This window comes from Polystyrenella longa, from assembly GCF_007750395.1.
Classification (GTDB): Bacteria; Planctomycetota; Planctomycetia; order Planctomycetales; family Planctomycetaceae; genus Polystyrenella; species Polystyrenella longa.
In genome coordinates, this window is the sequence record NZ_CP036281.1 from 2,288,324 (window position 1) to 2,309,545 (window position 21,222).

The 21,222-nt window shown below is 49.2% G+C and carries 18 protein-coding genes; 7 read left to right on the forward strand and 11 right to left on the reverse strand.

Going from position 1 to position 21,222, the window contains the following annotated elements; translation table 11 throughout:
* Positions 1-7: 7 nt before the first annotated feature.
* The 5 genes from Pla110_RS08570 (at position 8) to Pla110_RS08590 (ending at position 4,937) form a co-directional block, all read left to right on the forward strand.
* Positions 8-1,045, forward strand: a complete 1,038-nt coding sequence (locus tag Pla110_RS08570; RefSeq protein WP_144995146.1) for a VWA domain-containing protein — start codon at positions 8-10, stop codon at positions 1,043-1,045.
* Positions 1,045-1,953 (forward strand): VWA domain-containing protein, encoded by a 909-nt coding sequence (locus Pla110_RS08575; protein ID WP_144995148.1) that lies wholly within the window; start codon positions 1,045-1,047, stop codon positions 1,951-1,953. The genes Pla110_RS08570 and Pla110_RS08575 overlap by 1 nt, the downstream gene beginning before the upstream one ends.
* A gap of 11 nt (positions 1,954-1,964) precedes the next feature.
* Positions 1,965-2,549 (forward strand): tetratricopeptide repeat protein, encoded by a 585-nt coding sequence (locus tag Pla110_RS08580; RefSeq protein ID WP_144995150.1) that lies wholly within the window; start codon positions 1,965-1,967, stop codon positions 2,547-2,549.
* On the forward strand, positions 2,546-3,802 hold the full coding sequence (locus Pla110_RS08585; RefSeq protein ID WP_144995152.1) for a BatD family protein: 1,257 nt from the start codon (positions 2,546-2,548) through the stop codon (positions 3,800-3,802). The genes Pla110_RS08580 and Pla110_RS08585 overlap by 4 nt, the downstream gene beginning before the upstream one ends.
* Positions 3,803-4,067: 265 nt before the next feature.
* The gene (locus Pla110_RS08590) at positions 4,068-4,937 is read left to right on the forward strand and encodes a DUF1206 domain-containing protein (protein ID WP_197440600.1); all 870 of its coding nucleotides are present in this window, start codon (positions 4,068-4,070) and stop codon (positions 4,935-4,937) included.
* Positions 4,938-4,978: 41 nt separating this feature from the next.
* Here the strand turns inward: Pla110_RS08590 and Pla110_RS08595 are convergent, their stop codons facing one another.
* From Pla110_RS08595 to Pla110_RS08605, 3 genes are all read right to left on the reverse strand, one after another.
* A complete protein-coding gene (locus Pla110_RS08595; RefSeq protein WP_144995154.1) occupies positions 4,979-6,868 on the reverse strand; it encodes a potassium/proton antiporter in 1,890 nt (629 codons plus the stop codon).
* Positions 6,869-7,069: 201 nt separating this feature from the next.
* Entirely contained in the window at positions 7,070-8,803 is a 1,734-nt protein-coding gene (locus tag Pla110_RS08600) for a phosphate ABC transporter substrate-binding protein (protein ID WP_144995156.1), read from the reverse strand.
* A 339-nt stretch (positions 8,804-9,142) separates the two neighbouring features.
* A complete protein-coding gene (locus Pla110_RS08605; RefSeq protein WP_144995158.1) occupies positions 9,143-10,111 on the reverse strand; it encodes a transposase in 969 nt (322 codons plus the stop codon).
* Positions 10,112-10,541: 430 nt separating this feature from the next.
* Between Pla110_RS08605 and Pla110_RS08610 the strand changes: the two genes are divergently transcribed.
* Positions 10,542-10,892: a hypothetical protein gene (locus Pla110_RS08610; RefSeq protein ID WP_144995160.1), complete on the forward strand. Its 351-nt coding sequence runs from the start codon at positions 10,542-10,544 to the stop codon at positions 10,890-10,892.
* A gap of 435 nt (positions 10,893-11,327) precedes the next feature.
* Here the strand turns inward: Pla110_RS08610 and Pla110_RS08615 are convergent, their stop codons facing one another.
* A complete protein-coding gene (locus tag Pla110_RS08615; RefSeq protein ID WP_144995162.1) occupies positions 11,328-12,215 on the reverse strand; it encodes a glycoside hydrolase family protein in 888 nt (295 codons plus the stop codon).
* A gap of 571 nt (positions 12,216-12,786) precedes the next feature.
* Here Pla110_RS08615 and Pla110_RS08620 point away from each other — a divergent pair.
* Entirely contained in the window at positions 12,787-12,972 is a 186-nt protein-coding gene (locus tag Pla110_RS08620) for a hypothetical protein (RefSeq protein WP_144995164.1), read from the forward strand.
* Positions 12,973-13,303: 331 nt separating this feature from the next.
* Here Pla110_RS08620 and Pla110_RS08625 read toward each other — a convergent pair whose 3' ends face one another.
* The 7 genes from Pla110_RS08625 to Pla110_RS08655 all read right to left on the reverse strand — a co-directional run bounded on the left by Pla110_RS08625 (position 13,304) and on the right by Pla110_RS08655 (position 21,071).
* Positions 13,304-14,656 (reverse strand): dihydrolipoyl dehydrogenase family protein, encoded by a 1,353-nt coding sequence (locus tag Pla110_RS08625; protein WP_144995166.1) that lies wholly within the window; start codon positions 14,654-14,656, stop codon positions 13,304-13,306.
* Complete coding sequence (locus tag Pla110_RS08630; RefSeq protein WP_144995168.1) at positions 14,653-15,162, reverse strand: carboxymuconolactone decarboxylase family protein; 510 nt, start codon at positions 15,160-15,162, stop codon at positions 14,653-14,655. Before Pla110_RS08630 ends, Pla110_RS08625 begins: the two co-directional genes overlap by 4 nt.
* A 520-nt stretch (positions 15,163-15,682) precedes the next feature.
* Positions 15,683-16,978, reverse strand: coding sequence for an MgtC/SapB family protein (locus Pla110_RS08635; RefSeq protein WP_144995170.1), 1,296 nt, complete (start codon positions 16,976-16,978; stop codon positions 15,683-15,685).
* A 297-nt stretch (positions 16,979-17,275) separates the two neighbouring features.
* On the reverse strand, positions 17,276-18,217 hold the full coding sequence (locus Pla110_RS08640) for an NAD(P)-dependent alcohol dehydrogenase (protein ID WP_144995172.1): 942 nt from the start codon (positions 18,215-18,217) through the stop codon (positions 17,276-17,278).
* Positions 18,218-18,417: 200 nt separating this feature from the next.
* Positions 18,418-19,026: a DUF6691 family protein gene (locus tag Pla110_RS08645; RefSeq protein WP_144995174.1), complete on the reverse strand. Its 609-nt coding sequence runs from the start codon at positions 19,024-19,026 to the stop codon at positions 18,418-18,420.
* 78 nt (positions 19,027-19,104) lie between these two features.
* Entirely contained in the window at positions 19,105-19,665 is a 561-nt protein-coding gene (locus Pla110_RS08650; protein WP_197440601.1) for a YeeE/YedE thiosulfate transporter family protein, read from the reverse strand.
* Entirely contained in the window at positions 19,662-21,071 is a 1,410-nt protein-coding gene (locus tag Pla110_RS08655) for a rhodanese-like domain-containing protein (RefSeq protein ID WP_144995176.1), read from the reverse strand. Before Pla110_RS08655 ends, Pla110_RS08650 begins: the two co-directional genes overlap by 4 nt.
* Positions 21,072-21,222: the final 151 nt, after the last annotated feature.

The window sequence follows — 21,222 nt, forward strand, 5'->3', positions numbered from 1 at the left end:
CACCACTTTGTTTGCATTTACTTATCCCTGGATTTTCTTCCTGCTACCACTTCCCTGGTTGGCATACAAATTGTTGCCGGCACATGAGAAACGGCCCATCTCTGTCCGCGTTCCCTTCGGAGCCAGATTGAAGGAAGTTCTTGCTTCAGGTGGTTACACTCATGAGTTGGCTCGACATTCTACACGGTGGCTCGTGCCTGTCCTTTTATGGTTGCTGGTTCTGACGGCTCTGGCGAAACCACAATGGATCGAGCCACCCATTGTCAAAGAACTTCCGACGCGTGACCTGTTACTGTTAGTCGATTTGTCAGCGTCAATGCAGCAAAAAGACTTCGTGAACGATGCGGGTAAGTCCGTTTCGCGATTGGGTGCGGTAAAGGAGGTCTTGGGTAGTTTCCTGGAACGCCGAAAGGGAGATCGTGTCGGACTGGTGGTGTTTGGAGATGCACCCTATCTACAAGCTCCATTTTCAACAGACCTGACGCTTTCTCGGGAATTGCTGGATGAATGTGGCGTCGGTATGGCCGGTCCCAAAACGGCATTTGGTGATGCCATCGGACTGGGGGTTAACCTGTTTGATAACAGCGATGTTCCCGCAAAAACGATTATCGCCCTGACAGATGGGAACGACACCAAAAGTCAGGTGCGACCTGTTGAAGCGGCCCGCGTTGCGTCGCAGCGAAATATCCGCATTCATACGGTCGCGATTGGTGATCCCACCACCGTGGGTGAAGATAAGCTAGATACGCAGGAACTCAAAGATGTGGCGAGCACGGCGGATGGTTCCTTCTTTTTTGCCTCAGATCGTAAACAGCTGGAAGGCATTTACGGGGAACTCGATAAAATCGAAACACGAAAAGTGAATTCAGTCAGCCACCGTCCGCGTAGAGATCTGTATTACTTCTTCGTGGCCGCAGCCCTGCTTATTTCGCTGCTGAAGAAGTGCTTTGTTATGCTACGTAGGAAACGGGGTGAGGTTCGTAATACGAAGAAACCGGAAGTCAGAGTGAACCCGGTCAACGGACAGTTGGAGGTTGTTTCCTGATGTCATTATTGGAGAACTTTCATTTCATACGCCCCCTGTGGCTTTTGCTGATTCCAATGGCGATGGGAGTCTGGTGGCTCTGGCAATACCGAATCGACCCTCTGCGAGGATGGCGAGAACAGGTTGATCCTGTTCTTCTGAAAGCAATGATAGTAAGCGGTTCTGAGCGGAGAGACCTTTCCTCGCATTACCTGCTGGCGGGATGGATTGTGGCTACGGTTGCCGTCGCGGGGCCAACCTGGAGGCAGGACCCGAGCCCCTTCGCAGCCGATGCGGCCCCTTTGATCATTCTGCTAAAAGCTGACAAGAGCATGGATCAGGATGGGCAATCACCGACTCCGCTTGAACGGGGCCAATTGAAAATTGCCGATCTGGCGAACATCAGGAAAGGCCAACCCCTTGGTTTAATCGCCTACGCAGGTTCGTCACATCTGGTGCTCCCTCCGACAAAGGATACGTCTGTTGTGTCGGAGATGGCCTCAGAGATCAGTAGTGACATCATGCCTGAACCCGGAGACCGTCTTGATCTGGCGATTGCGAAAGCGGAAGAAGTGCTCAAAGGTGTCGAGGCGGGAGGAACATTGCTGGTTATCGCGAATTCAGTTGAGGGCGATCTCAAACAGATAAAATCTGCTCAAGAAAAACATGGGTCTTTTCCTATCCAGTTTCTGGCTTTGGATGAGAACGAGTCTATAGAGAGGGCGGCAGACGCTCTACGAGCGACTGTCGTCACTCTGACGCCCGATGACGATGATATAATGGCTATCTCCAGAGCGGCAGAACGGAAGTCGATCGTCGGGATCGGGGGCAAAGAACAACGGTGGCAAGAAGCGGGATATTGGTTAGTTCCCATTCTGGCAATGGCTCTGTTGTTGTCCTTTCGACGCGAAAAACGAAATAGCGACTAGGAGAAAAAAGGATGAAATTGATTTCACTCTTTCTCGCGATCACCTGGATAGGGTTATGGTTTACTCCTGATCAGCAGGGACAACGTGATTTCGACAATCAAAAATATGCGAAAGCGGCTGTCGAGTTCACAGACGTGGAACGTCAAGGTGTCGCTTGGTTCCGTGCAGGAGAGTTCGAGAAAGCCGCGCAGGCTTTTGCAAAAAGCCAGAGCCCAACAGCAAAATTTAACGAGGGAAACTCGTGGATGTTGTTGGGTAAATATGAAAATGCGATCGAACGTTATGAAAAAGCGTTGAAGCTGCGTCCGGAGTGGAAAGAGGCGGAAGAAAACTTAAGGCTGGCAAAGGCTCGATCCAAGCTGATGAAGAATGAAGGGGGTGACCTTGGTGATCAAAAGCTTGGGGCAGATAAGATTGTCTTTGATAAAAAGAAAAATAAGGGGGGGCAGGACACCCAGATTACAGGAGAGAAGGCAACTACGGATACGACGATTCAGTCGATGTGGTTGCGGCGGGTACAGACTAAGCCTTCTGAATTTCTACGCTCGAAATTCGCCTATCAGCTCTCAATGGAATCGGAAGGAGGAGATGAATGAGATTCCGAATCCAAGTGATACTAGTTCTGCTTCCCCTGCTCTGCTTGATTCAGAACGGTGCATTTGCCGAGTTTAAACCCGCCACGATTCGTCTTGAGGATAAAATATATTGGGTAGGCCAACGTATTCCGTTCTCGGTCGAACTCCGCGCGGCAGGTTCTTTCTCTGGTGCTGCCAGTTTTTCTCTTCCAGAGATTCCTCAGGTCGTCATTCTTAAAGTGGGTAATGCGGTTGTTTCTTCGGAAGAGATGGATGGCGAATCGGTGTTTGTGCAGACACACGACTTCGCACTTTTCTCACAACAGAGTGGTTCCGTCGATATTCCGGCTTTTGAAGTTCGATTCAGCCATAGGGATGGATTCACAGGGCCCGTGAAAGATGAGAAAGCGAATGTTCCGGCAGCGAGGGTGAATGTGAAACGCCCCGAGGGGAGTGATCCCAATGATTTTCTGGTGACGACGAATTCATTGGAAATTTCGGAAACGTGGGACCAGAAATCGAACAAATTAAAACAGGGAGATGTAGTTCACCGTGTTATCACCCAGTCGGCGGAACAGGTCACGGGGATGGCACTGGCTCCTTCACCGGAGACACAATTGACAGGCATCCGGATTTATGCTGATCGGCCCGAAGTGAATGATAAGACAGAGCGAGGGGACTTCAGCGGGCACCGCGTGGATAAAATTACTTATGTGATGCAGCAACCAGGTACCTTTACCGTTCCCGCAATCGATTATGTGTGGTGGGATCCTGATCAAAAGAAGTTCGGCTCGAAAAGTCTTCCGGCAGTGACATTCACGATCGCTGCTCTTCCTGTTGCCGCTGCTGAGGACCTCGTATCGGACTCAGCGATTGTATGTTACGTATTAGTTTTTGTTTCGTTCCTGGTGGTTGGGATCCTGGTCTGGAAACGCTCCAGAGTTGTCCGATTCATAAAATCATTGTGGTCTTATTGCCATCCCCCTGATCACATGGCTGCTAAGCGACTCCTCAAAGCTTGCCAACGAAACGATGCCACCGCGGCAGAATTGGCGTGGAATTCCTGGCGGAAGGAACAATCGGTCAACTTGAAAATGGATGAATCGTTGAGGAAGGCCGTTACTGAAATGGAATCCGTGAGGTACGGCCAGAGCCCGACTAAGTCATGGAAGGGTCGCGTATTGGAAAGTACTTTTCGAATACATTTGAATGAGTCGAAAAAGCATGTGAAACGGGAACGAAGTGATCTTCCGGCCCTAAATCCGGTTCGTTGAAAACGAGAATGCATTCCCAAAATGGATGGCCGGCATACAATTTACTGCCTACGTACCGACTGCATTCACCAAACGAGTTGGAACTGATTTCACTTTCGGAAAAAGTTGGGCAACTTAATGTTTTGCAGGGCGAAGTGCTACCCTCCTTCGTGTAGACTGAATGAGCCAAAAAACCACGATCTTTGAACGTCTTTGAAACACAGAGGACTGTCAGCGTTACCTCTATTTGAAGTGATCTACCAATCTGCCCTACTGGACCAACCCCATGATTAAAAAAGATCCATCCTCTGAATCAGAAGAGGTGTCATGGCAAGGTTTTGTACAAGCCCCGCTTCCCGAAATGCCACACTGGGTTAAACTGGTTGGCCGGGCAGGACACATTGCAAAAGGACTCGTGTATTTCATCGTTGGTTTACTCGCGTTCAAACTGGCAATTGGTGCTGGGGGTGAACTGTCGGGGGCGAAAGGCGCCATTCGTGAAATTGGTCAACAACGTTTCGGGCAAGTTTTGCTTATGCTGACTGCGGTGGGTTTGTTCAACTACACACTATGGAGGTGGGTTCAGGCCTGGAAAGACACGGAAGGAGCGGGAAGCAATGCCAGAGGCTTCGCGACGCGCCTTGGCTTCGCCCTCAACGGATTAGTCTATGCTTTTCTAGGAGTGTTCGCAGCGACGTTAGCTCTGGGATTCGCCTTTCCTACGGGCCTCTCCAGCGATCAAACCAAATCGATTCTGGAATCGATACCAGGACGTGTTTCACTTGGGGCCGCAGGTGTAATCGTGATCGGAGTGGCGATCTATTTGATCTACCTCGCCTGCAGAGCAAAATTTATGGGTCTGTACGACTTTGCCACGATGAGTGTCAAGATAAGAACGACAGCCTTGTGCGTTGGGCGAATCGGTCTTGTCACGAGAGGTTGCGCTTTCGCGATTATCGGCTACTTCCTGATTGACTCCGCCATTTTAGGAACCAATGACGGACACATCTCCGGGATGAGTGATGCCTTGGCTGCGATTGCGATGCAGTCCTATGGCAAGGTACTGCTTGCAATCACAGGGATTGGGCTCATGTGCTACGCGGTCCACGTGGGATTTCTGGGATGGTTTCGTCGCTTCAATGTCAGCGACTTATAACACAGGAAATCAGATTGTTATTTAGTCGATCTCTTTCAAAATCACTTCACTTGCGCATCTGGTCCCGCTGCATCCAAATCATTACCCTGCTCTTCATCAACTGGGGTGTTATCTGAATCGCGAGTTACTGATTCTCCGGTCTCTCCGGTCAGGGTCTCGCTATTCGCATCTTCCTCAAGTTGAAGATGTTCTTGAGATGAATCTGCCTCATCAGTGGGCAGGATCACCATCCCGACGTATTCGATTAGTCCCTCGGCACTGAGTTTGCGAACGTGTAGGACAATTTCATCAAGTGGAACCGCTGCGCCGAGAGTCAGATTCTGACTTCCCAACCGAGATCGCATCATTTCATTGAGGGTTAAGTCACATTGGTCATCAATGTTGAGGCCGTAAAATTCCTCGAGCGCGCTCACTTTGATGGACCCTCTCAAGGGAAACTCTAATGCGGGAGTAATTAAGTTTTGCTCTCTGAGATCGCGATGGGCAAATAGACGATCAACAAGACTTCGTACGGCGGGCCTCATTACCACAATGACATGGTCTCCCACTTCAATTCTGGAAAGCCCTTGAGGAGGAATGATTTCTTCTTCCCGAACGATTAATGCAACCACAACTCCATCGGGCAATGCCAGCTCTTTCACCATTCGACCAGCCGCGAGACATTGTGGGTCAACATAATAGTCAACGATATCACCATCCACATTTCGCAGAGAACTAATCTCCAACGACACTGGTGGTAACTGCTTGGCAGGTTCTTCCAGATCCAGATAGCGGGCAACGGCCGGAAGTGTCCATCCCTGGATAAGGGCCGAGACAAGTACAACGAAGAATACCGTGTCGAAAATCAGCGAAGCTTCCGGGAGTTCGGCCAGCATCGGGAATGTCGCCAGCGTGATTGGAACAGCTCCTTTCAATCCGACCCAGGAAAGGAAGAGTAATTCTCGTTTTGAAAAGTTGAAAAAAGAAACAGAGACGAATACTGCGATTGGCCGGGCGACGAGAATCAGCACCGCTGCGATCAGGAGTGCCATTCCCGAGGCTTCTAGCAGACGGCTGGGGAAACTCAGTAAACCTAACGTCATAAACATCAGGATTTGACAGATCCAGGCAACAGCATCATGAAACAACAGAATCCCACGGTGAAAGATGGGACGTTGATTCCCAATTACTAAGCCGGTGAGAAACACAGCGAGGAATCCACTTCCTTCAAAAACCGCCGCCAGTCCGAAAGAGAACAGCCCTAGAGCAGTCGCCATCACTGGAAATAACCCTGCCGCTCCGATTTGAATATTCTTCAATACCCACACGCCGCAGAATCCCACTGTCGTTCCGACGACGACTCCGACGATGAGCTGTGTTAAAAATAAAATCAGCAGGCCAGGTCCAAGTGGAAGAGTGTTCGTCAGTACTTGAATCAGTCCGACCGTCAAAAAAATCGCCATAGGGTCGTTTGAGCCGCTTTCGACCTCCAGCGTATCGGCCAGTCGTCGCCGAATATTGACTCCCCCGGATCGGAGCACAGAGAAGACCGCGGAAGCATCAGTAGATCCGACAATACTCCCCAGGAGTAGTCCTTCCAGTATCGGAATTTGAAAAAGCCAAGCTGCGGCGAGTCCCGTAATTAAGGCAGTGATCATCACGCCAAAGGTGGCCAGTGCCATTGCCGGTTTCCAGGCCGATCGGATTGAAGCAAAAGGGGTGCGTAGTCCCCCGTCGAACAGAATCAGACAGAGGGCGATGGTGCCGATACCATTGGCGAGCGAGTAGTTCTCGAACTCGATTCCTCCAATTCCTTCGGAGCCGGCCAACATTCCGACGACCAGAAAAAGGAATAGGACGGGGACACCCATGCGCGCTGAGAATTTGTTCGAAGCGATACCCAGTAACAGGAGAATGCCTGTGATGAGAATTAACGATTCAATACTGAACATGACGTCGATGGGGGAGCCTCAATTGCTTGCAATAGCCGAAAAGGAATGCCGTTACGATTATAAAAACCGAGCGTTTTATACCACAGTCGAATGAGGGAAGCGATCCACATGAAGTTCACTAAAGCATTGCAAACGGCATTGGTTAGTTTGCAAGGAATCTTTACCGTGATGGATGTGATGCGAATTCCGTGAGAAAGATCATTACTCCGAAATTGGAAATCGGTTAAAAAGCACGCACCAGTTCCACAAAGGATACGGTTGACCGGCTCGAGTTCCGTATTCAGGGTCGGCAAATTGATAGATCGATTTCTCTGGATCCGAATCTCGCAGGTTACCATAAGTGAAAGGACGTTGAGTAGTGATTGTTTGGCCTACAGCAAAATCCAGGTTGTTTCGACGTTCACGATCTACATATCGTAGCACCGTCGTCCCCTCCTCTTCATTGACATGGCGAACAGGTACCCGGGCAAAGCTGTCGGGACCCAGCATATTCGTAATGATGAACGCACCTTCATCGAGTAAAGGTTTCATATGTTCGTCGAGTTTTCCTTCGACAAGCAGTTCCGTGGTGGGTTGATCGGCAATGATGGGTCCCTTTCGGATGCTCGTTATATTTCCAATCTGACCAGCATAAGGCAATCCGTAACTGAGTGTGAATGAAGCTTCTTTTTCCAAGGCCGCTATCAGTTCAATCCGAAGCACAGTAGAGGATTCAACGGTAATACTCGAAATCGGGATGACTGCTTTATCGGCATCTCGAATCTGAAATCCGTAAAGCGAGTGGAATCCATCGCCCAGCGGATATTGTTCACGGGGAAGAAAAAGCTCGTCCAGCACGAGTGGTGGACGCGGTACCGAAAAATCAACAAGCACACTTTTTCGATCGGGTGCGATTGAGGCCTTACGGGGGCGGAGGGGTTGCCATTTCTCCCCTTCTTGAATAACCCGGTGGACGACTTTAGCGACTTGTTCTCCGTACCAGCGCTCGCCATCGGCAGACATGTGGATTGGATCTCCATATCTTCCTGCATATCGGCTATTGACGCCACTGGGGATGCTGTAATGGGGACCCACCATCGTGATGTTGGGATCGGTATCCGCAGCCATTAGTTGAGCATCTCCCGCAGGACCCAATGTCTGGTAAGTGAACATTGGAATGTCACCAGTCTGCCCCGTTATCGCCTGCAGGTCTTGGGACCATTCTTTCCGGAAATGGATTAGTCGGTCGCGGTACCATTCCTGTCCCAAAGGGCGTTTGAGTTCCTGACCCCATCGACTAGGGTTAATACCGCCTGTGGGGCCACCGTTGGCTTCTCCTTGCATCCAGACGAGTGCCGCGATGGAGAAACTCTTTCCCATCGAATCGGCTTGAGCACGAGCACGCCGTGCGTCGTCGAGACTGGTCTGATAATAGTGACCTCCGTGCTGCCTGTTGGCAGGAGTTCGCGAGTCGTTGGATTGATCAACAGAAGATAACTCATCAATCAATCGCCCTCCCTGCCCCGCATAAGTGGTCAGGAAATGGGGGGCTCCGTTTTCCGCATTTTCCTTACTTTGATCAGTGCCGTTTAATCTCGCTTTTAAATGATCGGCCAGACCGTTCGCAATAGTTTCCCCGAGACCACCATAAGTCGCAGCGGTCAGAGGAACGAAAGTGAATTGCTCCTCGGGGCGATCTTCAGGTTGATTGGCATGATTTCCGTGCAGCCAGGTTCTGACTCCTCTTTTGAACTGGTAATTTCCCCACCCCGAGTCGCTCGATGTGACGATGGGAAGTGACTCCGCGCCTTCACACAATGATTGCCCCATTAACCATAAACCCACGATGTCCTGTTTGAAGGCAGACTGGTCCTCGGACCGTTTTTCCTTTTCCTCCGTGAAACCAAACGTGGGAAGCAATACGAGGATGACAATGAATATTACGATGCGGTGCATGATGAGCCTGTTACTTTGAGAAAATGATTTCGAGAGTTCCTAAATGACTTGTAATGTCGTCTATGGAACTGTGCCGAATATACTCGATTGTGAGCAATAATATGTCAGCGAGGGGAACTCAGATTTGGATTAATTCTAGTGTGCCATCGCTAACAGATGGGAACTTATTCAGAGGGCCGTAGCCGGCAGAATAAGCGGGTTCTGCTTCATTTCTGCCGGAATGATAAGGTCCTGTATTTGCGAGACAGTACACTACGCGAGTGAGATTAACTCGAACACACATAAGACCTTAATAGTTATTGTGAATGAAACCAGAGTCCCGTATCGTAAAACAATCAGCTAACAGCCCGTTGAAAACCCCAGCTTCGGCTTCGTTGGCAGTCGATCGTGCCAGTGACTCTGATGGGTGCTGGAAAGAGTTGGTATTCGGTGGGTGAACGTTGTGAACTGGCAACGACTCCGTATGGCTCCGTTAAACCTCGCAACGAGGGCTATACAAAGCCCCAACAACCCCGCCATCGCCCTCTGCAGACCCCGCGGGCTGCCTGTTCCGAACAGTGACCGCATCAAGGTCCCCAGGTTTCGGCTCGCTCCCTGCAGTAGATAGCGTTTATTGATCTTCTCCATGCCGCGTAACCAGATTCGCCTGGCTCCGCCCGTCTCGCAGGTGTGGGCGAAACTCCGTTCCACCTTTTCGCTGCGTTGCTGGTCGAACTTACGGCGTTCGTCGTCCGAGGGTTCTTCGTCTTCTTCGATCACGCCTGCCTCCCGCATCAATCCGGTGGCGTAGGCGTTCCAGTCTTCGCCCGAGTCCTTGCGGACGATCGACTTCATCGCGGCGTTCGCTTCGAGCGTGGTTGAATCAACACCGACCGCCTGGCCGGAGAGCAGGTCGTGCTGACCCATGATCTCGAGGATGAACTGGAACACCTGCTCGTACACTCGTCGCGGAAACCGGTCGCGAATACGGGTGAGTCTGCTGTGATCGGGCGTCTGTTGCTCGAGCGGAAGGCCCAGAAACTGCCGCAAAGAAAGCGAATCGGCACACCGCCAGGCGATGCCGCGTTGGGAGTCGATCCCTTCGAAGTACCCCACCATCAGCATGCGAAAGTAGACGCCGGGAGGAATCGACTTGCGTCCCCGTTCGTGATAGCAGGGAGCGCATAACTCTTCGAGAAAAGCATCAAACCCGGCTTCCCGCAGCAACTTGTTGAGCCGGATATAGAAATGATGTCCGGGCGCCGTCAGCTTGCGTGTCTCGACACAGAGTGATTCCTGCCGTTCGTGCTCGCGTTTGCCGAGTGACATGTCGTTCCTCCGTTAACCATTGCGATTGAATCCGATGGGAGAGAAGATATCAATTGAAGATTCCGGCGCGTAGGGAGAAATTCAACGGGCTGTTAAGAGAACACACACGAATTGCAGTTGCAGACCTTAAATCTGGAAGTGCAACAGAAAAAATAAACTCGAAATTTCGTTGCCAGATCTCTACATAATTTACGTTCCCAAAGTGTGCTCTATCCAATCCATATCCCTTGGAACTGACGTCGTAATATTCATCGGAATACTTTGTCTATGATATAATGAATTCTTAAAAGAGAATGAGTAACGATTATGCACATGTATTTCACTACAATCCTTTTTGTGGTTGTTCCATGTTTTATTTCTAAAGATAGAATTGACTCATTCAATTGTTCGGGAAATCGCGACTAAAATTTAATGACAAAGGGTTGTTTAGATGATGCCACTTGAAGAATTCGGGAAATCATTGATTGACGAAGTGAGGAATGCAAGCCTGAGTGAATTCTTTCAAACATTGAATGGCGAAATGCTCAGCCAGAGAGCTTTGGCAATTCATACCAAATCTGAGAGATTTACTCCAGAAGATTTGTCTATGATGAAAGACTTACTACGTGATTATTGTGATCTCATGTTACACAATACTTGTATGTTTCTTGAAGGAAATCCAAATGTTCGATTATCAATTATAGATGAGAATCGGGAATGGATAGATATTGAAGACGTTAGCGACGGACTTGCCGGTGAGCTGTATTCTGATGAGGGGTGGCTCCATAAATATGGTGTCTGATTCGTGATTCTGTCAATTGAACAGCGTTGGCAACCTGAGTTCCGAACAGTAGCTATCAACCGGAGTCGGATCCGACTTCCAAACCCATCACTTGTCAGCAACCCAACCGCTAGGAATCACTCCCTTTCGATGTCAGTTGAATATTCTTACGATACGGCTTTGTCAAACGTTGGTTTTCACATCACCGACACGACTGTCAGGAATGTGCTGAAGGCCAATGGTATCGAGCCTGCCCCTGACCGTCCTGCCTCGATGTCCTAGCAGACTTTCCTGGAAGACCATTGGGAAGCGATCTTCGCAGTTGATTTCTCAACGATAGCATCCTGAACAAAGACTGGTCTGACGACGTTCTACGTTATGATGGTGAGGGACTCGAACAATCCCCTTGCAACAGCCGAACACTAGGGCGAAAGACTGGCGCATTCCCGGGGCAGGTCAGTCCAACGGAGTAGCCACGGCGGTACCGATACCCGTGTTGCCATATCCGTTTCCGCAATAGAAGAGTCTCAGCTTTGAGCCTTCTCGGATAACGAATGGGTATTCGACCATTTTGTTTTCCCAGGCTGCTTTTCCCGGTGGCATCGACAGATTTTCTCCTGGCTTACCGCGATGCCAGTTCACACCGTCGGTACTGGTGGCTTCGCAAATGGAATAGGCTCCAAATTCCGTTCCAATGCCGGCGTAAATCGCTCTCCAGCCTGTCGGAGTTTTCCAGACATTGAGCGCGATAGTTGCAGCGTTTTCATAAAGAGCTTCCTCGCGTGGGCGTAGGACGACGCGTTTGTCTGACCAGGTAATTCCATCTTTGGAATGAGCGATTACCGATTGTTTGGCCTGATCGATTCGTAAATCAGAATCGGTACTTCCCGTTGCGAGTGTGTAATGCAGTCGGTACAAAATTGACCCATCCGCTTGTTCAATTTCGGTGATGGGGCCTCCTCCTGCTATACCTTGGTTGTCGGGCCAATCAGTGAATCCATCGCCTTGAAGAACGGGTTCGTTGGATATTTTCTTCCAATTGATTAAATCGTCACTCACAGCCAACCCAATGCCAGTGAAAGACTGCAATCCGCCTCCTCCTTTTTTACGCCCGGTATAGTAGAGGTGCCAGCGGTCGCCGATACGATGAACACATGGCAGCACACACCAGAGTTCATCAAATGAGCCAGCGGGACCATTATTTAAAACTGGGCCGAGTCGTTTCCAGGCGGTGATGTCATCTTTGGGGCACGTCGCCAGACAAATTCTATGGTTCCCCTTCTTGTCTGAACCGGCATAGAACATCCAATATTCATCATTGTGAATTATGACGAAGGGGTTCATGCATCGTCTCACGTCAAAATCGCCACCACCCGGAGCTAAAATCGGATTACGGGGGTCGCGTTGCCAGTCATGGACCAGAAAAGAATCCTCCTTTGGAATATGCGTCGCAGGATCTTGGGCATGAAGTAAGAGCCCATCAGTCATCCCAAAAAAGATTAAGGTCAAACCGCAAAGGTTCCGACGGTAATGAGTTTGTGTATGCCGTGTCGAACTAAAAGCGACACGAAATAAAGGCCGTAATCTGAGCACAACTTTCATAGGAATTATCTTCTGTAGAAAACAACTGAATTGATGGAATTCATCAAATATGGCTGGGAATTCAGAGAACATGTGAATGTCGTTTAATTGACGAATACAATTATGATCTTCCCTTCCCCAACATGCCACCAGTCTTTTGACTTGGTGTCCGGTTTCAGGTCTGATCATAGTTGCAGCCAGAATATAACTCAAACTAAGTTTCGACTCACTTTGGAGATCGTTCGAGTATTTTGACCTTAAGCCTCCATGAATGCCTAGCTTAAACGTTAGATGAGAAGTGCGAAGTCTGAAGTGCTGCGGCAGATGATCTACTTTGGACAACAATCTCGAACGAGCCTTGAAGGAATACATCGCTCTTTACCACTCAGAACGGAACCATCAGATTCTCGTCAATCCGTTGATTAGCCCTAAGGAAAACGTCGAACGCGTCGCGGGTAAGATCGAATGTTACGAACGTCTCGGTGGTCTGATTCAGCTTTACTATCGCGACATTGTATAAATCAACGACAACCAGACGTTGATCTTCCTGCGGCACTACACGCTACCTCTGCGTAGGGAAACCCATATTCGCTTCGAAATGAGAGGCCATCGCTGCTTTTCCTTGGTTAAGTTCGATTGAAAATAAATGTTCTTCAGTAATATAAGCGCCTGATAACATTAGTTTTCAACATAGGATGTATACATTTATGATACGCGGGAAATCCGGGACGGTGCCTGCATTTGAATACTTAGCTGAAAAGCATGGCGAGCAATGCTTGGCCCACTTAGATTCTAAACTGATGATCTCGTCAAGACTTCTCAAGGGTGCGCGTTGTGTGGAGATCAAATATCTATACCATTTTGCGAATGTCGGCTGCGTGCGTGGGAAAGGCAAAAAGAGTTGCCTTCAGGTTGGTGGCTGTCAGATTGTATCGCATGGCGAGAGCAAAAATGTTGATCGTTTCTTCGGCTTGGGGGCCGAGAAGGTGTGCTCCCAATATTAAGTCAGTCTGCTTGTCGATAATTAGTTTATATCCCGCGACCGTTTCTCCGGTTTTACGATTGCTGTTCCAGGACGAAGTCTCTTCAAAACGAACATCGACTTCTGAGTGAGATTCTTTCGCCTCCTCCTGAGACATGCCCACTGCTGCAATCGCGGGAATCGTGAACGCCACCCGTGGAATATGACCGTAGGAGGGAAGAGTTTCCGGCTCATTGTTGAACAAGTTATCTGCGATGATGCGTGCTTCCTCATTCGCGGTAGGAGTCAGTTTCGGTTTGCCGCTCGCGGCGCAATCGCCTGCTGCATAAACGATGGGATTGGAAGTACTTCTCATGTATTGATCAACAATAATACCCTGGTCTTCAAAGTCGACATGGCCTACATCAAGTTGCAAGGTGGAGATGCTAGGGTCACGCCCCGCTCCGTGGATAATCATATCACACTCAATGAGGCCGCCATCCTCCAAGATCACCTTTTTTGATTTGTTCCCTGCCCCGTCGATACCAACGACTCGGTGACCCAGTCGAAAATCAATACCTCTCTGTTGAGAATAGTTCTGCAGTAATTTAACTAAGTCGGTATCGAATCCGGTAAGCACATGGTCTTGATGGTCTATTACAGTGACCTTTTTACCGCAGCGTGCAACGACATGGGCGAATTCCATCGAGATATATCCGCCACCCACGAAAACGATACGGTCGCCAAGATGATCGAGTTCCATAAACTCATCACTATGTATCAGATATTCTTCTCCCGGGATCGTCAACGGTGTCGGTTTCGCACCTGTGGCGATGACGATCCGGTTTGCATCGAGAGCAAGATCATCGACGCAAATTCTCGTTTCATCGCTAAATTTAGCAGTTCCGTGAAAAGTCTCAATTCCATCGTCCTGAAAGGATCGTTCACTCTTAGCGGCGACTGGCTCAGTAAACTTGTTCTTGAATGCGCATAGTTGTTGCCAGTCGATGTTCACACCATGATCAGTAATCAGTTTACCGTCAGCTCGATGAATCTGGTCGATTAGCGATGCTGCATGAACGAAGACCTTTTTGGGATTGCATCCACGCAACGCACAGGTTCCTCCGAACTCACGGGATTCTATAAGGGCGACCCGTGAACCGGATTTAGCAGTACTGCGTGCGATCTTCGATCCCGCTGGACCGGTGCCGACGACAATAACGTCGAATTGGTTCTTATTCATGGCAATTCAATATCAAGTCCATGGTTCACGCGGTTGGTGAAGTTCGCCAAGCTTACTGTCGCCGCTAATGTGACGAGCTGTCGGTCATCCAGGAATTGTTTCAATCTGTCGACAAGTTCCGCATCGACTTTGGCAGTGCGGGTTAGTTGATCTGCATATTCCAAAATAGCCTGTTCCTCTTCATCAAATAAATCGGAACCTGCATCCATCGAATTCAGTTGGTCTTCACTCAAGCCCGCTTTGAGTGCGGCTTGACGATGATAGTGAGAGCAGTAATCGCACTTGTTGATGTGAGACGCTTTGTAATAGGCCAACTCTCGATAGCTGTCTTTCAAATCCTGATGGATGCCATCATTGATTTGAGTGACACCACCCAGAACGTCAGGTTGATGAGCTAATGTGCTGAAGAGATTTAGTGATTGACCGAACTTCTTCTCAATCGCCTTAAGAAGCGGTTGAGAGTCCTGAGGGGCTTCGTCAATCGTTAAGGGGGCTACATAGCTCATAAGTATTCTTTCCAAAGTCTAATAGAACTTAAACTAGATTGATTGGTTGCGATGACATCCTGAAAGTGATGACGTCGTCTTTAATTCTGTAGGCAGTGATTACGCCAGGGTGAACTGATTGTGGATACGACCGCCCTGCGGTCTATCGGATCGATGGGCGACCACTTGACTATTAGCTGTTTCACTGACAACGGTCTGATAGACTGACCGTCCGGGTGACTGTTTCCCTATCGAGTATCTTACGCTTTAGCCTTGTAGCACTCACTCAAGGAGCTTATGGAATCGATAATAATTCAATTCCAACAACACAATGTGGCAAGTTTGTTTATGAATGAGATTACACGGAAGTTTAAAGCACATGTCGTACCATTCGACATGTCTCAATTGCATTGCTTGATGTGGGCGGACACTTCTTCAATAAAGTCTTCAGGTCAATGACGAGTTCAAACAAATTGGAAATACTCATCCAGGAATATGATTGGTGAAGAGTGTACCTAGTGAAAACTGGGGGCTTGCAGTTTTACTCTTGGCTACCGGCGGAATCGATCCAGGAGGAGAGTCCTGTTGATTCGATACCGGGCCAGAAGAGCAAGAGCAAGACTCCTCCCGCAATGGCGATGCCGAATGAGATCGCCACATAGAAAAGCAGTCTGCGGCTCCCGAGCATGGCAACTGCCCCCGCTTTGAACACCAGGTTCGACATCGTAGCGATAAGAATCACGCGCCAGGCGGTGGTACCGTCAATCCGTTCTTCGTTGAACATCTTGGCGGTCGAGAGTGTAATTGCGTCTACATCGGTCAAACCAGAGATACCTGCGATCCAGTACAATGCCTGTTCACCGAATATGTCTCGGGCGGCGGCGACAATGAACAGAACAGCGGCGTAGAGTACGCCAAAAATAATCGCTGGTTTTAGTTGTGCCGGATTGTCGTGATTTGGCGGTTCGGTTTTCTGATTTCGAAGTGGAAAATACATTGCGAAACATTCGGCAATCATTAACAGGAGCATCAGTACCATTGGGATTAAAGCATCCCTCAGCAGATTTGGGGCTACGATTCCAATTTCAATCAGGACACGAATATTGACAATAGTCGAGGCGATGAGGACAACCAGAGCGGCCAGGCCGCTCAGTTCGGGAGATTCTTTCGTTTGTCTGGCGTAGCTGACGGTTGTCGCAGTGCTGGATATCAACCCGCCAAAGATTCCGCCAAGGATCGAACCGACTCTTGCTCCCAGTAATTTGTAGGCGACGTATGCAACCATACTGATGCCGACAATCAAAACCACCATTCGCCAGATGTCATAAGGATTCAAGACCTCGTAGGGGCCATAGGTTTCGTCTGGGAGCAGTGGCAGAATGATCAACCCAATCAATGCCAGATTCATGACCGCTTTGAGATCTTTACCCGTGAGCGAATTGACGATTCCGTGCAGTCGGTCTTTCCAGTGCAATAGCACCGCTGTAATGCCCGCAGTAACAACTGCAGGACCGGTCAGTCCCACTCCCAGTGCACATCCTACGACGAACATCAACAATGCAGCGACCTCGGTCGTCATGCCAAAATCGAACGTTTTGGCGCGTATCTTAGCGAGGTTTGCAACAGTCAAGAGAAAGGCGACCGCGACTAGACCTGCAGCTGTCAACCAGCTAGCTTGATCTGCACCAAGTGTGACCGTCAGCGTTCCCAATAAAGTAATGAGAGGGAAAGTGCGAATCCCTGCGATCTCGGATTCTTTCCACTCACGCTGCAATCCAACGAGTAGTCCGAGTCCAAATGAAATAGCCAGTGCCAGATGCGTTTCTGAAAGTTCCATACCACTTAGATAGCCTTCGTCTTGTACTGCAATCTGATAATCTGCGGGAGGAACTAGCGGACAACATTTCAATGAACCAGTTTTCCCTCCTCTGGCGGTCCTGTAGACGTTCCTTGATTACCTCTGTTTCAAGAATGGTTCAGATCGATTTAAAATGGAAATCGGGATGAACAATTGCCTGCAGCTCAGTGAAAAAATATAGAATTTAATGGGTTAGTCGACTAAGTTGAAATATCGCGGGTTGGATGAAGCAAAATAAATGTTCGCTCGGCTAATTAACAGTCGAAACTGGAAGGATCATTCTTGATGAGAGACGATCACTTTACCACGTTCAACACCTTGTTCTACATATCGATGTGCGTCCGCCGCCTTGCTCAGCGGGAATGTACTGTCAATCGTAATCTTAAGTTTCCCCTGCTCATACAGATCTATCAGCGTTCGTAAATCATCGGCGTTCGGCTTGGCCAGCATCACCGTACCAGACTTGGAAAGCGGCCAGGTGACCACTGTCATGATCATTCCTTTCACATCTGGTTCGGTGGAAACATAACGTCCTCCCTTATTGAGGACGGTCCGCGAGTTCCAGTAACCCGACTTTCCAGCAGCATCAAATACGACATCCCATCGTTCTGCTGAATCTTCGAAGTTGACATCTTCGTAATTGTAAAAGTGGTCGGCACCTAACGACTTGCAGAATTCCTCATTGTCGCCGCTGGCCACCGCATCCACATGGCAATCATAAGCCTTGGCGATCTGTACGGCGAAAGCTCCTACGCCCCCGCTGGCTCCATTGATCAAGACATGGTCTCCTGTTTGCATATTTCCATGGTTCCGGAGTGACTGAAGTGCGGTTGTACCCGCAAGAGGAATGGCGGCAGCTTGTTCAAACGGAAGGCCCGCTGGAATCCTGGCGACGACTTCAGGCTCGCACACAGCATATTCGGCCAAGGCACCTCCATACTTATTGTCCAAGAAAGCAATGACTCGATCACCTGGATCAAACGTCGATTTCGTAGGAGATTCGATAATCTCGCCGGCAACGTCATATCCAGGTATTCTAGGAAATCCACCCGGAAGAATTCCCTTCATTTCTCCGCTTCGCAATCGATAATCGATTGGATTTACGCTGGATGCATGCACTTTAATCAAAATCTCATTAGCTGACCGCTGCGGGATTGGGCGGTCTGTCAACCGCAACACGTCTGGAGTTCCATAGTCATCAAAAACGACTGCGCGCATAGATCCTTTGTTTAAGTTCTTTTTATCTGTGGCCGCATTGTCAGTAATCTCGTTGCTGGAGTTTGTATCTGTCGATAGGGGTGAACTTCTCATCGTCGCTCCAATCATGTCGAATAATTCTGTATTCGTCGGACTCATGCAATTCGGTGAACGCATTTCGATGAACGTTGTATCTTGTAATACTCTCAATGTGGTGTGTGTTATCGGCTTGTAAACGTTTCCAGAGCGACTAAAACGCCCGAGAGGAGAATGGCACAACCGATAGTTACCATTGTATTATTTATTGGTAGAACCTCATGGAGAGTCAGCTTTCCTTTGTCTCCTACTGGATTGATCTTACGCGCGATCCATCCTGAAGCCATTGCAAACAGATACGAACCGGCGATCATTCCGACGATCATGGCTATGGCATCAAAGTTTCCCTGCCCGAGTGCCGCAGCGCCGGTACCAGGACAATAAGCTGATAAGGCGAAACCACAACCAAATATCAGACCTCCGATGGTATTGGATGCCAGTCGAGTGGGTTTAATATGCAGTTCAACCATACCGAGTCGGTGCATTAAATGAATACCTAACATACCGACGACGACGGCACTTAACATGACTTTAACAACAGTGAAATCGACCAGTAAAAGTTGACCGATCAAGACGTGAAATTTAGCGACGCCCCCCTTCTGTAGCAAGAACCCAAAGAGTATTCCGAAGAAGAGGCCCAAGACCAATGTCTTGTTCGATTCGACGGGGACCTTGGCTGCAGATTGCTTATTGTCAGCGTCTGCATGAATCGGTTTGTCAATATGAATTGCCATTATTGTTCTCCGTGAATCACCCTATAGGGGCTATACAGTTAAATCGACCCAATCAGGCCGACTCTATGGAGTGCTTGTCTAGCTCCAGTACATCAGCATCGCTGTCACTATCCCACCGATGAAAAAGCAAATTGCCGAAATCCATGATCCGACTGCGAGTTGTAACGTGCCGCTAATTCCATGTCCGCTGGTGCAACCTCCAGCCATGCGGGCACCGAAGGCCATTAAGATGCCGCCGGCGCAGGTAACCACAATTCTTAACAATCCGCTGTCATTGCCGAAGCGTTCCTGCCACATAGCGGGTAATAGCTGTCCTGTTAGCTCATTCCCCGTCAGGGCAGCGACGAATGCACCTATTATTACTCCTCCGACAAGCATCAGTTCCCAACCGACTTTAGGAGGGTTATCCTGGAAATATTTGAGCGAATTTGTAAAAGTCGGGGCAATCCACCTTCCCAGCATTCCCGCGATACGGGCATATGCCGTCGATGCTCCGAGTGGTTTATTCGAAAAATAAAACGTTAACATCGATAGCCCCCCAATTAATGCACCTACTAGATAAGGAGACCAAGCGGGGCCGGGGTAATCCAGTGGGTTGATCTTGGCCAATAAAGTGGCTGTCATCGTTTCTGCACTCATGCTTCTACCCCTTCCGATTGTTCAACGGCATACCCGGCAGCAGTCCACGCACTCCAGCTCCCTGGTACATTGCGGACGTCGCTAAAGCCGCGGGCCTTCATTAAACTTGAGGCGATACTCGCCCGATATCCGCTTGCGCAGTAGGTGACATACGAGGCATCTTTATCTAATCCGTTTATTCTTTCTCTCATATCCGCAACGAAGTAGTGCTGGGCTCCCGGAATGTGGCCGGATTCCCATTCACTGGGAGAACGGACATCCAGAATTATCAGTTCATTGTTTGCCGAATGTTGTTCGTGTAAATCATGTACGGAAACTTGCGGTAATGTCTCGAATGGCAGTCCTGAAATCTCCCAAGCTTTCATTCCACCACTTAAGAAGCCGGCAAATGAGAAGTGTCCCGTGCGAACAATTAGACGCTGTATGCGATCAACGTCAGCTTCATCCTCAACGATTAATAGCAAACGTTGATCAAGAGAAAACATCTGACCAATCCACGCCGAAAGTTCAGGTCGATCTCCTATATTGATTGCCCCTGCCACGTGTCCCCCACCAAATGCCAGCATTGAACGAGTATCCACAATTGTAATGCCGGGTTCTCGCGACACTTGGCGAAACTCTTTCGGAGGTAGAGCTGGAATTGTTGGAAGACGGTCCATAATATCGGGACCATCCGCGTTAACTATTTTCAGCTCTGGATAGTGGGCGGGGACTGGTGGTGCATCATCGATAACGAACTGACGGAAGCTTTTCAAATCAGGGAATTTGAGAAAGTGATTCGTGCGTCGTTCGTATCCAATAGTGCTCTGTAGCCGATCACCAATATCGGCTCCGCAAGCAGAGCCCGCTCCGTGGCCTGGGTAGATCGTAATGAAGTCGTCAAGACCCAGATAATACTCATAGAGTGTGTTATAAAGCTCGTCTGCAAGCAATTCCGTTTCTTTATCGCCCAGCAAATCTGGTCGCCCCGCCGAGCCTACGAACAGTGAATCTCCGGTAAATACCGCCCATGGATTCTCAGCGTCACGCTCATACAACTCGTAAGACAGGTGTTCGGGAGTGTGACCGGGTGTGTGCTTAGCTATCAGACGGAAAGCTCCGAAGTCGAAGCTTTGTCCATCCTTTACCGATTCTCCGCTGAAGTGATAGTCGGCGTGCTCACTACTCAAATAAATATTTGCAGTCCCAATCCGGCTTTCCAGCGATCGACTTCCTGAAACAAAATCCGCGTGGATATGTGTCTCAAAAATATGAGTGATTGACAGGCCGTGCTTCCGGGATAATTGCTCGTAGACCTCGACATCAGTTCTGGGATCAATGACCGCGGCAACCCCTGTGTCCGTGTCTCCCACTAAATAGGATAACTGTGCAATACCGTGAGTGAAAATGCTTTCCATCACAAACATGGTCGAGCTCCTTGATGGCTAATTATTTTTGACGACACATTTATCTGTGCCACGAATGTTTCAGTGTCCCCCCAACCCAGTCGGGAAATGTGTCGCCCCCTACCCAGTCGAGAAATACAGAGAAACCGATCTATGCTATTCGCTCGCCTGA

Coding starts and splice junctions, on each gene's coding strand:
- Pla110_RS08575 (WP_144995148.1), top strand. CDS start 1,045: ATGTCATTATTGGAGAACTTTCATTTCATACGCCCCCTGTGGCTTTTG.
- Pla110_RS08580 (WP_144995150.1), top strand. CDS start 1,965: ATGAAATTGATTTCACTCTTTCTCGCGATCACCTGGATAGGGTTATGG.
- Pla110_RS08585 (WP_144995152.1), top strand. CDS start 2,546: ATGAGATTCCGAATCCAAGTGATACTAGTTCTGCTTCCCCTGCTCTGC.
- Pla110_RS08590 (WP_197440600.1), top strand. CDS start 4,068: ATGATTAAAAAAGATCCATCCTCTGAATCAGAAGAGGTGTCATGGCAA.
- Pla110_RS08595 (WP_144995154.1), bottom strand. CDS start 6,868: ATGTTCAGTATTGAATCGTTAATTCTCATCACAGGCATTCTCCTGTTA.
- Pla110_RS08600 (WP_144995156.1), bottom strand. CDS start 8,803: ATGCACCGCATCGTAATATTCATTGTCATCCTCGTATTGCTTCCCACG.
- Pla110_RS08605 (WP_144995158.1), bottom strand. CDS start 10,111: ATGTCACTCGGCAAACGCGAGCACGAACGGCAGGAATCACTCTGTGTC.
- Pla110_RS08610 (WP_144995160.1), top strand. CDS start 10,542: ATGATGCCACTTGAAGAATTCGGGAAATCATTGATTGACGAAGTGAGG.
- Pla110_RS08615 (WP_144995162.1), bottom strand. CDS start 12,215: ATGAACCCCTTCGTCATAATTCACAATGATGAATATTGGATGTTCTAT.
- Pla110_RS08625 (WP_144995166.1), bottom strand. CDS start 14,656: ATGAATAAGAACCAATTCGACGTTATTGTCGTCGGCACCGGTCCAGCG.
- Pla110_RS08630 (WP_144995168.1), bottom strand. CDS start 15,162: ATGAGCTATGTAGCCCCCTTAACGATTGACGAAGCCCCTCAGGACTCT.
- Pla110_RS08635 (WP_144995170.1), bottom strand. CDS start 16,978: ATGGAACTTTCAGAAACGCATCTGGCACTGGCTATTTCATTTGGACTC.
- Pla110_RS08640 (WP_144995172.1), bottom strand. CDS start 18,217: ATGCGCGCAGTCGTTTTTGATGACTATGGAACTCCAGACGTGTTGCGG.
- Pla110_RS08645 (WP_144995174.1), bottom strand. CDS start 19,026: ATGGCAATTCATATTGACAAACCGATTCATGCAGACGCTGACAATAAG.
- Pla110_RS08650 (WP_197440601.1), bottom strand. CDS start 19,665: ATGAGTGCAGAAACGATGACAGCCACTTTATTGGCCAAGATCAACCCA.
- Pla110_RS08655 (WP_144995176.1), bottom strand. CDS start 21,071: ATGTTTGTGATGGAAAGCATTTTCACTCACGGTATTGCACAGTTATCC.